Below are 13,062 nucleotides of genomic sequence, written 5' to 3' on the forward strand. Positions count from 1 at the left end.
ACCCGACCGGGCGGCCGGTCAGACCTTCCGGTCGTCCGCGATCAGCGGGCCCGGTGCCGGAACCGGCGGATCATCAGCGCGGCGCTGCCGAGGAGGGCGACGACGAGCACGAGGCCGATCCACAGCTGCTCCGGAGCGGACGGGTCCTGGCCACCGGCAGCCCGGGCCGTCCACCGGGTCTGCTGGTGGGGTGCGGTGAGCCCGAGCGGGTCGCTGCCGGCGCCGGCCACCGGGTCGTCGTCGGCCGAGCCGGGCGCCGGACCGAAGCCAGTCACACCCGGCGACGTCTGGTCGTCGAGCGGGTTGACGGGCACCGGCGGCACGTCGGCGGTCAGCGCGGCCACCGGATCCACCACCCCGTACCCGAAGCGGTCGTCCCGCCCGGTCGGGCCGATGTCCCGGGCGCTGGCCAGCAACCGGTTGACCACCTCACCGGCGGGCATCTGCGGAAAGCGGGACCGGACCAGCGCGGCGGTGGCCGTCACCAGTGGCGCGGCGAAGCTCGTGCCCTGCACCCGCCAGTACCCGTCGGGGGACTTCGCGCCGACCAGCCCGCTGGCGGGAGCCGTGAGCACTGTCGCCCGCCCGGTGATCGACCCGGACCACAGGTTGTCGCTGCCGCGTTCGAGGCCGGCGACCGCGACCACACCCGGCTCACGCGCCGGGTACCACACCTTGGTGCTGGTGGACGTCGCCAGGTTGCCGGTACAGGCGATCACGACCACGTCGCGGACGAACGCGTAGTCCAGAGCCGCGGCCAGGGCCGGGCTGTCGCCGCTGCCCCCCAGGGACAGGTTGATCACACGGGCGCCGTTGTCGACCGCCCAGCGGACCCCCTGGGCGACGATCAACGCGTCGTCGTAGCGGTTCTGCTCGTCGAGCACCCGGACCGGCAGGATACGGGCATCCGGCGCCAGGCCGACGACGCCCCGTTTGTCGTCCTTGCGGCCGGCGATCAGGCCGGCCACCGTCGTGCCGTGCCCCACCGGATCCGGGCCCGCCCCGCCCCCGGGGCCGACGAGATCCTTGCCCGGCAGCACCTGGCCGACCAGGTCGGGATGGTTGCCGTCCACTCCGGAGTCCACCACGGCGACGGTCACGCCTCGACCGGTCGAGCTGTGCCAGGCCGTCTCGGCGCGCAACTCGTCGAGCTGCCACTGTTCGTCGCGTACCTGGTCGGTGCGGGTGACCGCGTCGCCAGGGGCGAGGGCCATCGACGCGCCGGCGAGCTGTCCGCCGTTGGTGGGCGTGGCGACGGGCACGGCCGCCGCGGTCGGGCCCACGACAGCGAGCGCCGCGGCGACACCGAGCAGCGCCCGGCCGGCCGCTCGACGGGCCGCTGACGGACCGCTGTGCCGAACCCCAGTCACATCCCCAGCCATTCATCCCGACGGAACCACGACGATCGGAGATTACCGGTTTCCTCACCTGTCACGGGAAGAACCGGCGAGTCAGGTCATGGTGGCGAAAGTTGTGCCAGCTGGACGAGGCGTACGCCATCCCGCCGGGTGACCAGTCGACCACGCCCCGGCGGCAGTGGGCCGGGACGCACCGGCCCGACGAGCGCCCCCTCGTCCGGGCTGCCCGCCATCACCAGACCGGCGGTGGACAACTCCCGCAGCCGCTGCACGATCGGCTCGTACTGGGCGCGGCCTGCGCCACCCGAGCGGCGGGCCAGCACCAGGTGCAACCCGACGTCGCGGGCGTGCGGCAGGTGCTCCTCCAACGCCCGCAGCGGGTTCGCGGGCCCGGCCGCCACCAGGTCGTAGTCGTCCACCAGCACGAACAGCTCCGGGCCGGACCACCAGGAGCGGTCCCGCAGTTGCTGCGGGGTGACCTCCGGCCCGGGGGCCCGCCGCTCCAGATAACCGGCAGCCGACTCGATCAGGTCGGCGGTGTGTGCCGCGGCGGTGCCGTACCCGATCAGGTGCGGCGTCTCGATCGTGCCGAGCAGGCTGCGCCGGTAGTCGACAAGGATCACCCGGGCCTGCTCGGGCGTGAACCGCGTGATGATCGACGTCGCCAGCGCCCGCAGAAACGACGACTTGCCGCACTCCGAGTCCCCGAAGACCACAAAGTGCGGCTCGGTGGCGAAGTCGAGCGACACCGGGCGCAGGTCCGCCTCCGCGATCCCGATCGGCAACCGCAGGCCGGTCGTCGCGGCGAGGTCCAGATCGGCGTACGGCAGCACGGGCGGGAGCAGCCGCACTCGGGGCGCCGGCGGACCCGCCCACCCGTCGGCGGCCCGCTTCACCAGGCCCGCGGTGTCCCCGTCGGCGGCACCGAGCTGCGGTAACGCGGTGAGGAAGTGCAGCCCTTCCGCCGTCACCCCCCGGCCGGCGCGCTCCGGCACGTTCGCGGCCGCACGCCTCGCCACCAGCGAGTCGGACGGGTCGCCGAGGCGCAACTCCAACCGTGAACCGAACAGGTCCCGGATCGCCGGCCGGAAGTCCAGCCAGCGCAGCGCGGTGGCGACCACGTGCACCCCGTACGACAGGCCCCGGGTGGCCAGGTCGGTGACCAGCGGCTCCAGGTCGTCGTACTCGCCTCGGACCGTGCTCCAACCGTCGACCAGCAGGAACACGTCACCGAACGGATCGATGCCCGGTTGGTTGGTCGCCCCCGCCGCGGCCCGGCGCTGCCGGTACGCGGCCATCGACTCCACGCCCAACTCCGCGAACCGGCGCTCCCGGTCGGCCAACAGGGTGGTCATCTCGCCGACGGTGCGCCGTACGGCCGTCGGATCGGCCCGACCGGCGACCCCGCCCACGTGCGGGAGGTCGCGCAGCGCGGCCAACCCGCCACCACCGAAGTCCAGGCAGTAGACCTGCACCTCTGCCGGCGTGTGGGTGAGCGCCAACGCGCAGACCAGCGTGCGCAGCGCCGTCGACTTGCCGCTCTGCGGCGCGCCGACCACCGCCACGTGCCCGGCCGCGCCGTCCAACGCCAGCCAGAGCAGGTCCCGACGCTGCTCCAACGGCTTGTCCACCACGGCCAGGGGCACGCCGAGCGCGCCGTGCAGCTCCGGGTTGCCCACGGTCAGGCCGCGTGCCGGGTCCACCTCCACCGGACCGAGCAGTTCGTCCACCGTCGGTGGTTGTCCGAGCGGGGGGAGCCACACCTGGTGCGCCGGCGGGCCCTGCCCGACGAGCCGATCCACCAGGAGGTCGAGCAGGGTCTCCCGGTCCTCCTCCTCGGCGGCGACGGGCGCGACCGGGGTCGCCGGCTCGGGCACGGGTACGGCGTGCGTGGTGAAGGTGAGCAGCCGGGCGCCACCCTCGGCGGTGGCACCGGCCGTCACCGTCCGCCGCCGGACGGCACCGGAGACGTACGCGGCCTTGAACCGGACCAACGGGTCGGTGCCGGCGCGCAGATAGCCGTGGCCCGGCGAGCGGGGCAACTCGTGCGCGTCCGGCACCCCCAGCACGGTGCGGGACTCCAGCGCGGAGAAGGTCCGCAGACCGATCCGGTACGAGAGATGGGTGTCCAGCCCGCGGAGCCGTCCCTCCTCGAGGCGCTGACTGGCGAGCAGCAGGTGCACACCGAGTGAGCGGCCCAGCCGGCCGATCTGCACGAACAGGTCGATGAAGTCGGGCTTGGCGGAGAGCAGTTCGGAGAACTCGTCGCAGATCAGCAGCAGCGACGGCAGCGGGGCCAGCGGGCTGCCGGCTGCCCGGGCCCGCTCGTAGTCGCGCACGCCGGCGAAGTTGCCGGCGCGTCGGAGCAGCTCCTGCCGGCGGACCAACTCCCCGTTGATCGCGTCGACCATCCGGTCGACCAGGGGCAGCGCGTCGGCCAGGTTGGTGATCACTGCTGCCGTGTGCGGCAACCTGTCGAACGAGGCGAAGGTGGCGCCGCCCTTGAAGTCGACCAGCACGAAGTTGAGCTGCTCGGAGCTGTGCGTGGCGGCCAGGCCCAGCACCAGCGTGCGGAGCAGCTCCGACTTGCCGGAGCCGGTGGCCCCGATGAGAAGGCCGTGCGGGCCCATCCCGTCCTGGGCGGACTCCTTGAGGTCCAGTTCGATGGCACCGCCGTCGGTGCCCACCCCGATCGGCACGCGCAGCCGCTCGCGGGCCGAGCGCGGCAACCAACCCTGCTCGGCCGTGAAGCTCTCCGGGTCGCCGAGGCCGAGCAGCTCGGGAAGGCCCAGGTCGGCCTGGAGCGGGGAGTCGGGCCCACGGGCCGCGCCCGCGAGCCGGAGCGGGGCCAACCGTCGGGCGACCGCCTCGGCGTCGGCGAGGTCGAGCTGGTCGGCGGTGCCGACATCGGCATGCCCGTCGGTCGACCGCGAGTGCAGTCGTCGGCCGTGCAACTCCAGCAGCAGCGCGTACCGGTCGAGCAGCCGAGGCGGGGGAGTGTCCAGGTCCAGCACGGTGACCGCGTCGATGCCACCGTCACCGGTCAGATCACTGGCGCCGGTCAACTCGCCGCCGTCGAGGACGACCACCACGTGCGGGCCGTCGGTGGCCGGGCCGGCCGGGCTGAACCGGGAGCGGCTGGCCAGCACGTCCGCCAGCAGCCCTTCGAGCTCGGCGGCGGAACTGGTCACCAGTCGCAGCGGGCCGAGCGCGTCGGTGCGGCTGGGGTGGTGCGCGTGCGGGAGCCACTTCACCCACTCCCAGCAGGCGCGGCGTTCCGGCCCGGCGCAGACCGCGACGAGCAGCTCGTCGGGGGCGTGGAAGACCGCCAGCTGGGTCAGCACGGCCCGGACCAACGCCTGCGCCACCGGGTCGCCGGTGGGTCGGCCGCCGGTCGTGGGGCCGTCACCAGCGGGTCGGCCGGCGGATCGGACGTGCACCCGGGCGAAGCTGCGCAGCGACAGGGCCACGGGCAGGTCCGGAACCACGGAGTACGCGTCCAGGAAGCGGCGCAGCGCGCCGGCGGTCATCGGTTCCAGCTCCTCCAGCGGTCGGGTCACCGGCGCGACGAGCGGGGTGGCGAGGGTCTGCGGCCCGACCGCGACGCGGACCACAGCGAAATCCGGGTCGCCCGGTCGCCGCTCCCAGACCCGGTGGCTGTCGACGGTCGACCAGAGCCGACCCGGGTCGGGGTGCCGGTAGAACAGCCCGGCCCGCTGCTGGCCGGCGGTCCGGCGAACCCGCCGCCGCAGTGTGGCCAGGTGCCGCAGGTACTCCCGCCGGGCGGCCATCATCTCGGACTTCTTCGGGGTGCCGGAGGCGCTGCCCCAGGAGGTCACCACCATCGCCAGCGAGGAGAGCCCGAACATCCCGCCGACCACGTACGAGTAGGCTCCGCCGCCCCGGCCGAACATCATCGCCATCGCGACAGTGCCGCCGAGCATCGGCAGCAGCATGAGCATCTGCTGCCATCGCCCGCCGGCCACCACCGGAATCTCCGGCGGCGCCTCCACCGGCAGCTCACCGGCGGGGATTTCCGGTGCTGGTCGGCGCGGCGGACGCTTGATGACGACGGTGGACACTCGGCCTCCTGACAGCGCTGGGTAACCCGAGCCGGACTCATGGTAGGTAAAGTCCTGTCGTCCGCGCAGCCTCCGATCCCCGTCGATATGGAGACCAGTCGATGACTACCGGGCTGGCCCGCGTCACCATCAGCGCGCCGCAACGACGGCTGGACGTCGCCCTGCCGGAGCAGGTGCCCCTTGCCGAACTGCTGCCCGACGTGCTCCGACACGCCGGCGTCGGGTTGGCCGACGACGGCGAGCAGCACGGTGGTTGGGTTCTGCGCCGCACCGACGGCGGAGTGCTCGCGACCGCCCAGGCGCTGTTGCCGCAGGGGGTGCGCGACGGCGAGGTGCTGCACCTGGTGCCGGCCCGTGCGCACTGGCCCGAGCTGGAGTACGACGACGTGGTCGAGGCGATTGCCGACGGCGCCCGCCGCCGAGGTGGTGCCTGGTCGCCCACCGCCACCCGCGTCGCCAGCCTGGCCGGTGCCGCCGTCCCGCTCGCCGTCGGGCTGCTGGCCCTGTTCGTCAGCGGCCCGACGCACCGGGCGGGCTGGATGACGGCCACCGTGGTGGCGCTGGTGCTCACCGTCGCCGGCGCGGTGGCCTCCCGCGCCAACGGCGACGGGACGACCGGGGCGACGGTGGGCGGCTACGCGCTGCCGTACGCGTTCACAGCCGGCGCCCTCGCGGTCGGCTCCGGCGACCCGGTCACGCCGTTCGGCCCGGCCCGCTGGGTGGGCGCCCCCGAACTGCTGGCCGGCTCGGTGGCACTGCTGCTGGTGGCGCTGATCGGCCTGCTCGGGGTGGCCAGTCGGCTACGGGTCTTCGTCGCCGGTGTCACCGTCGGCCTGACCGGTGCCGGTGCCGCGCTCGGTGGGCTGCTGCTGACCCCGGCCGGTACGGCGGCGGTGCTGCTCAGCGCGCTGGTCTTCGCCGTCGGCGTGATCCCGCTGCTGGCCATCCGGCTGGGCAAGCTGCCCCTGCCGCCCATCACCCTGCCGACCTCGGCCCCCGTGGACGAGCCCCAGCGGGCCCGCGATCTCCCGGACCGCAGCCGGGTGCACGCCGCGGTGATCCGTACCGAGGAGATGCTCACCGGCATGTTGATCGGGCACGCCGTGCTGGCGGTGGCCGCAGCGGTCGTCCTCGGGATCGTCGGTGGAACGGCCGGCCGGGTTCTCGTGGCGGTCACCTCGGCCGTGCTGCTGCTGCGCTCGCGCCTGTTCGTGGCGCTGCGACACCGGGTTCCGACGGTGCTCGCCGGGTTGGCCGGCTACGCGGCGCTCGGTGCCGTACTGGTCGGCCGGGTCGACGAGCCGGCGCGGCTCGCCCTGGTCCTGGGCGCCGCGGTGCTGGCCCTGGTGACCATCGCCGCCGGCACCGGGTACGCCCGCCGGCCGGTCTCCCCGTACGTCGGACGGGCCGCCGACCTCACCGACACGGCGCTGGTGGTCGCCGTGGTGCCGACCGCCTGCGCGGTGCTCGACCTGTACGACAGGGCCCGGGGGCTGCTCGGTTGAGCGGCCACCGGGCCCGGTGCGTCGGTGCCTGTCAGTGGAGGGTCTCGCCGCGCGCCTCGGCGTCCCTGGCCCGCTGGTAGGAGGCCTGGATCTCGGCCTCGGCCTCGGTGCGGCCGACCCAGGTCGCGCCCTCCACCGACTTGCCGGGCTCCAGGTCCTTGTAGACCTCGAAGAAGTGCTGGATCTCCAGCCGGTCGAACTCGCCGAGGTGGTGGATGTCGCGCAGGTGCTCCTGGCGGGGGTCCTCGTAGGGGACGCAGAGGACCTTGTCGTCCCCGCCCTTCTCGTCGGTCATCCGGAACATGCCGATGGTGCGGCAGCGGATCAGGCAACCCGGGAAGGTCGGCTCGGGGACCAGCACCAGGGCGTCCAGCGGATCGCCGTCCTCGCCCAGCGTGCCCTCGATGAACCCGTAGTCGGCCGGGTACTGGGTGGACGTGAAGAGGGTGCGGTCCAGCCGGATCCGGCCGGTCGCGTGGTCCACCTCGTACTTGTTCCGGTGACCCTTGGGGATCTCAACCGTAACGTCGAAATCCATCTGCACGCTCCCTCGTCTGCCCACGCTGGCTAACGGAACCACTGGCGCCCTCCGGACAGGTGAATGCCCACCCGCCGACTCCGGCCGCCGCATAGTCTTCGGACCGAAGTAGTGTCACCCAAGCCGATTTTCGCTGGGGGAGGAGGGGGTCGTGGGGAGGGAAGATTCACACTACCGCCCGGACGGGGGTTCCGGGCACGGTACCGGACGATCCGGTTCGGGCGGTGCGACGGGTCGCGTCCCGGTGCCCGAGGCTCACCTTCCACGGACTCCCGAGCCGGCGAACCAGGCGCCGGAGGCGTCGCCCGAGAGGCCCCCGCCGCTGCCCTGGCGCCCGCCGGGCGGGTCGCCCCCTCCCGGCTCGAACAACGGTCGCTTCCCGGCGCTCGGCGGTGACCGACCGGCGAGCGGTAGGCCGCCGGGAAACGCCTCGGTTCCGGTCAGCCCGGCGTCGGGTGGTTCGCCGCGTGGCAGTGCCTCGGTCCCGGTCAGCCCTGCGCCGGTCAGCCCGGTGTCCGGCCACGCCCCGAATGCTCCCGGCGGCCCGCCGCTGGGCCCGCCGATCTCCGCGCTGCCCGCGTCCGCCGATGCCGCGCCGCCGCCCGCACCCGTCACGCCGAAGCGCCGTCGGCGCCTGCCCGTGGTGCTGGCCGTCGTGCTGCTGCTCGTACTCGCCGGCGTCGGAGTCGTCGTCACCCGGCCCGGCCCGGTCGCCGGCTGGCTGGGCGACGACACCGGGTCCGGCCCGAAGGCTGCCGCTGCGACCCCGGACCCTGATCCCTCGGACGTGCTGGCCGGCCCGGATCCGAACGCGCCGTTGCCCACCGCCGACGGAGTTCGTGCCGTGCTCGACCCGCTGGTCGGCGTCGCCGCACTCGGCAGTCGGGTGAACGTCTCGGTGGCCGACGTGATCTCCGGGCAGACACTGTTCGCCAAGGGTGCGGACGACGGCACGGTCCCCGCCTCGGTGACCAAGCTCGCGACCGGGGTGACCGCGCTGGCCGCTCGTGGACCCGGTTACCGGATACCCACCCGGGCGGTGGCCGGTGCGAAGGCCGGCGAAGTGGTGATCATCGGGGGCGGCGATCCCACCCTGGCGATCGACAAGAAGGGCTACTACCCGGGGGCGGCACGCCTGGACGACCTGGCCACCCAGGTGCGCACCGCGCTCGGCGGGGCCACCCCGACCAGCGTGACCGTCGACGGCTCGGTCTACTCCGGCCCGGTCTACGGCCCGGGCTGGGACGACGACATCCCCACCGGCGGTTCCGGCGGCGCGGTGACCGCGTTGATGACCGACGGCGCGCGCAGGGACCCGAGCGTCGACCACGGGGCGGCCGCGCGGTTCGCCGAACCGGACCTGGCCGCCGGCAAGGCGTTCGCCCGGCTGCTCGGCGTGCCGACCGACACGGTGAAGCGTGGCACGGCGCCGGCTCCGGCGGCGGCCGGTGGCACCCCGGCACCCGGTGCCGAGCTGGGCGTGGTGCAGTCCCCGCCGATGATCCGGCTGGTCGACATCATGATCAGCGAGAGCGACAACCTGGTGGCCGAGGCGTTGGCCCGTCAGGTCGCGTTGGCCCGTAACCAGCCGGCCTCGTTCGACGGTGGCGCCGCCGCGATGGACGCGCAGGTGGCCGAGCTGGGCCTGCCGGCCGACGAGATCACCCTCTCCGACGGCAGCGGGTTGTCCCGCCGCAACCGGATCAGCCCGTCGCTGCTGACCGACCTGATCCGGCTGGCGGCGAGCCCGGACCATCCGGAGTTGGCCGGCGTGTTCGGCGGTCTGCCGGTGGGCGGCTGGTCGGGGACGCTGAACGAGCGCTACCGCAACACCCCCGGCACCGCCGCCGGTGCGGGCAGCGTCCGGGCCAAGACCGGCACGCTGACCGCCGTGCACTCCATCGCGGGCCTGGTCACCACCGCCGACGGTCGGCTGCTCACCTTCGCCGTGCTCACCGACCAGGTGCCGGGCGGCAAGGAGACCGCCCAGCCTGCGCTGGACCGGATCGCCGCCGCGTTGGCCGGCTGCGGCTGCGGCTGACCGTCGTCGGGCCGGGGTCGTCCGGCTCCCGGGCGGACCGGCCATCGGCGTCGATCGAGGACGCGAGGCCGGGCCGGGGTGTCGCGGCGCGGGTACGGTGGGTTCATGGCGCAGTTCGTGGACTGGGATCTGGCCGCCGCCACCGCGGGGGCGTTGAGCAAGTCGGGCCCCCGGGTGTCGTACGCCGAGGCCACCGACGTGGTCGGCGACCTGCGACGGCTGACCGACGAGGCGGCCGGGCACGTGGCCGACTACACGGGGTTGACGGCGCAGGTGTCGCATCCCCCGGTGCGGGTGGTCGACCGCCGCGACTGGGCGGCGACCAACATCGCCGGCCTCCGCGAGGTGATCACCCCGCTGGTGAGCCGGCTCTCGGGTGACAAGCAGCCCGGCGCGCTGACCGAGGCGATCGGGTCCAGGTTGACCGGGGTGCAGGCCGGCACGGTGCTGGCCTACCTGTCCGGCCGGGTGCTCGGCCAGTACGAGGTCTTCTCGGCCGACCCGGGTCAGCTGCTGCTCGTCGCGCCGAACATCGTCGAGGTGGAGCGCAAGCTCGGCGCCGACCCACGGGACTTCCGCCTCTGGGTCTGTCTGCACGAGGTGACCCACCGGACCCAGTTCACGGCCGTCCCGTGGATGCGGGCCTACTTCCTGAGCGAGGTGCAGGCGTTCGTCGACGCCTCGTCCAGCGGGAGCGAGCACCTGGTCGAGCGCTTGCGGCGCGGGGTGGCCACCCTCTCCGAGGCGGTCCGCGACCAGGACAGCCGCACCAGCGTGCTGGATATCGTGCAGACCCCGGCGCAGCGCGCCGTGCTGGACCGGCTCACCGCGTTGATGACCCTGCTGGAGGGGCACGCCGAGTTCGTCATGGACGGCGTCGGGCCGCAGGTGATCCCGAGCGTGGAGCGGATCCGGGCGTCGTTCAACCGCCGCCGTGAGGCCGGCAACCCGCTGGAGAAGGCGATCCGCCGGCTGCTCGGGGTGGACGTCAAGATGCGCCAGTACGCCGAGGGGCGCAAGTTCGTGCACGGTGTGGTGGAGCGGGTCGGCATGGAGGGGTTCAACTCCATCTTCAACTCACCGCTCACGTTGCCCCGGCTGTCGGAGCTGGGCGACCCGGACGCGTGGGTCGCCCGGGTGCACGGCCCGGCCGGCACCATCCCGGCCGCTGGCTGACCCCCGCCGGTGGCCGCGCTCGCCCCGCCGGTGGCCGCGATCCGGGTGGCGGTCCGCCGTGCGCTGACCGGTCTGCCCTCGCCTGGGCCGGTGCTGGTCGCCTGCTCGGGCGGCGCCGATTCGCTCGCCCTCGCGGCGGCCACCGTGTTCGTGGCACCCCGGTTGGGTCGCGACACGGTGCTCGTCAGCGTCGACCACGGCCTGCAGGGCGGCTCCGCGGAGCGCGCCGAGGCGGTGGCCGGGTGGGCCCGTGAAGCCGGTTTCACGGCCGCGTCGGTGGCCCGGGTGGAGGTGGCGGGGCGTCCGGGTGGGCCGGAGGCGGCTGCCCGGGAGGCGCGGTACGAGGCGCTGGTCGAGGCCGCCCGGCAGCACGGCGCGGTCGCGGTGCTCACCGGGCACACCCGTGACGACCAGGCGGAGACCGTGCTGCTCGCGCTCGCCAGGGGCGCCGGACCGCGCGGGCTCGCGGGGATGCCGGCCCGGCGTGAGCTGGGCGGTGTGCCGCTGCTGCGTCCGCTGTTGGAGATCGGCCGGGACGAGACGCGCGCGGCGTGCGCCGTGCTCGGGTTGAGCCCGTGGCAGGACCCGCACAACACCGACCCGTCGTACGCCCGGTCCCGGGTGCGGGCCGACCTGCTCCCGGCCTTGGTGCGGGCGCTCGGGCCGGGGGTGGTGGACAACCTCGCGCGTACCGCCCGGTTGGTGGCGGCCGACAACGCCGCGCTCGACGAGTTGGCGGGGACGGCGCTGGCGGCGGCCCGGCACCCCGACGGAGGACTCTCCGCGCCGGCGTTGCTCGCTCTGACCCCTGCGGTACGCGGCCGGGTGCTGCACGCCTGGGCGCGGGAGTTGGGCGCCCAGCCGGGTGCGTTGTCGCACCGGCACGTCGGCGCGCTGGACGCTCTGGTCACCGCCTGGCACGGCCAGGGCCCGGCGGACCTGCCCGGAGGCGTCCGGATTCTCCGCCGCGCCGATCGGCTGCAACCCGTAGCCGTCGGCTGAAACGCCGGCCGGCGGTACCCGTCGCCCGCCCGCCCGGGCCGTGGTCGGCGGAGTGGCGGTCAGCCGCTGTGTGCCCGGTCCCGGAAGGTGGTCCGGTAGCTGTGGGGGGTGGCACCGACCCGGCGGCTGAAGTGGTGGCGCAGCGCCGCCGCGTCGCCGAAGCCGGCCTGGTCGGCGACTGCCTCGACGCTCAACGGGGTCTCCTCCAGCAGCCGCCGGGCCAGTAGCACCCGTTGGTTGGTGAGCCAGTCGTGCGGGGTGGTGCCGGTCTCGGCGCGGAAGCGGCGGGCGAACGTGCGGGGTGCCATGCCGGCGCGCGCGGCCAACTCCTCCACGGTGATCGCCCGGTCCAGGTGGCCCATCAGCCACTCCAGGACCGGCTCCAGGGTGGGTGCCTCGGGTGCCTTCGGGATGGGCGCCTCGACGTACTGGGACTGGCCGCCGTCACGGTGCGGCGGGACCACCATCCGCCGGGCCAGCCGGGTCGCGGTGGCCGAGCCGTGCTCCTGGCGGATCAGGTGCAGGCAGGCGTCGATGCCGGCGGCCGTGCCGGCGCTGGTGAGCAGCCGACCGTCCTGGACGTAGAGCGAGTTGCACCGCACGCGGGCGCGGGGGTGCCGGTGTTGCAGCTCGTCGACGTGCCGCCAGTGGGTCGTGCACTCCCGGTCGTCGAGCAGCCCGGCCTCGCCGAGCAGGAAGGCCCCGGAGCAGACGCTGAACAGGTACGCCCCACGCGCGTCGGCACGGCGGAGCGCGTCGAGCACCGGGCCGGGGACGGTGGTGCCCTGGCTGTGTGCGGGTACGGCGACCAGGTCGGCCTCGTCGACCGGGCCGAGGTCGGCGTGTGGCGTGAGGTGGAAGCCGGACGACGTACGCACCGGAGCGCCGTCGGGGCTGCACACCTGGAAGCGGTAGCCGGGGAATCCGTCGGCGGTGCGGTCGGTGCCGAACACCTCGGCGAGCACGCCGAGCTCGAACGGAGCGACGTGGTCGAGGGCGAGGACGGCAACGGATCGGAGCATGTGACGAGGGTAACCCGACAGGTGGCAGTAAATCGATGGTCACTGGCATTCCTGCCACTGTCCGGACGGTTCGGGTGGGCGCAGACTGGTCTCAGTCCGGTGCGCACCGGCGGCGAAACCGACAGCAACCATGCGAAAGTGAGCGCCGCCATGGAGTTCCTGTTCCTTCTCCTGTTCCTCGTCCTGCTCGCCGCCGCGTCGGCGGCCGGGCTCACCGCGGACAGCCACGATTCGGCCGACTGGAAGCCCAGCGATGACGGTCGCCGATGGCGTTCCCGTACCAACTGATGTGATTAGCGCAATTTGCGTAGAAAATCCTTGGCGGGACCGCGCCAAAA

General features: G+C 74.1%; 9 protein-coding genes. 5 read left to right on the forward strand and 4 right to left on the reverse strand.

All coding sequences use genetic code 11. The features are described 5' to 3' along the window. Positions 1-41: 41 nt before the first annotated feature. Positions 42-1,382: a type VII secretion-associated serine protease mycosin gene (gene mycP, locus GA0070612_RS07615; protein WP_088987272.1), complete on the reverse strand. Its 1,341-nt coding sequence runs from the start codon at positions 1,380-1,382 to the stop codon at positions 42-44. 74 nt (positions 1,383-1,456) lie between these two features. Next, positions 1,457-5,440 carry a type VII secretion protein EccCa gene (eccCa, locus tag GA0070612_RS07620; RefSeq protein WP_088987273.1) on the reverse strand — a complete coding sequence of 1,328 codons (3,984 nt, stop codon included), beginning with the start codon at positions 5,438-5,440 and terminating at the stop codon, positions 1,457-1,459. A gap of 101 nt (positions 5,441-5,541) precedes the next feature. Here eccCa and eccD point away from each other — a divergent pair, with 101 nt between their 5' ends. Beyond that, complete coding sequence (eccD, locus tag GA0070612_RS07625; RefSeq protein WP_088987274.1) at positions 5,542-6,945, forward strand: type VII secretion integral membrane protein EccD; 1,404 nt, start codon at positions 5,542-5,544, stop codon at positions 6,943-6,945. Positions 6,946-6,976: 31 nt separating this feature from the next. Here eccD and GA0070612_RS07630 read toward each other — a convergent pair whose 3' ends face one another. Next, positions 6,977-7,483, reverse strand: coding sequence for an inorganic diphosphatase (locus tag GA0070612_RS07630; RefSeq protein WP_088991338.1), 507 nt, complete (start codon positions 7,481-7,483; stop codon positions 6,977-6,979). 571 nt (positions 7,484-8,054) lie between these two features. Between GA0070612_RS07630 and dacB the strand changes: the two genes are divergently transcribed. From dacB to tilS, 3 genes are all read left to right on the forward strand, one after another. Beyond that, positions 8,055-9,524, forward strand: coding sequence for a D-alanyl-D-alanine carboxypeptidase/D-alanyl-D-alanine endopeptidase (dacB, locus tag GA0070612_RS07635; protein ID WP_197699414.1), 1,470 nt, complete (start codon positions 8,055-8,057; stop codon positions 9,522-9,524). 105 nt (positions 9,525-9,629) lie between these two features. Continuing rightward, positions 9,630-10,700, forward strand: a complete 1,071-nt coding sequence (locus GA0070612_RS07640) for a zinc-dependent metalloprotease (RefSeq protein ID WP_088991339.1) — start codon at positions 9,630-9,632, stop codon at positions 10,698-10,700. Between the two features lie 9 nt (positions 10,701-10,709). Beyond that, positions 10,710-11,702, forward strand: coding sequence for a tRNA lysidine(34) synthetase TilS (gene tilS, locus GA0070612_RS07645; protein ID WP_088987276.1), 993 nt, complete (start codon positions 10,710-10,712; stop codon positions 11,700-11,702). Between the two features lie 59 nt (positions 11,703-11,761). On the opposite strand, the gene GA0070612_RS07650 is transcribed toward tilS, so the two are convergent. After that, positions 11,762-12,724 carry a GlxA family transcriptional regulator gene (locus GA0070612_RS07650; RefSeq protein WP_088987277.1) on the reverse strand — a complete coding sequence of 321 codons (963 nt, stop codon included), beginning with the start codon at positions 12,722-12,724 and terminating at the stop codon, positions 11,762-11,764. Positions 12,725-12,862: 138 nt separating this feature from the next. On the opposite strand from GA0070612_RS07650, the gene GA0070612_RS31350 reads away from it, so the two are divergent. After that, positions 12,863-13,012: a hypothetical protein gene (locus tag GA0070612_RS31350; RefSeq protein ID WP_157742442.1), complete on the forward strand. Its 150-nt coding sequence runs from the start codon at positions 12,863-12,865 to the stop codon at positions 13,010-13,012. Positions 13,013-13,062 lie beyond the last annotated feature (50 nt).

The sequence above is a fragment of the Micromonospora chokoriensis genome, from assembly GCF_900091505.1.
GTDB lineage: Bacteria > Actinomycetota > Actinomycetes > Mycobacteriales > Micromonosporaceae > Micromonospora > Micromonospora chokoriensis.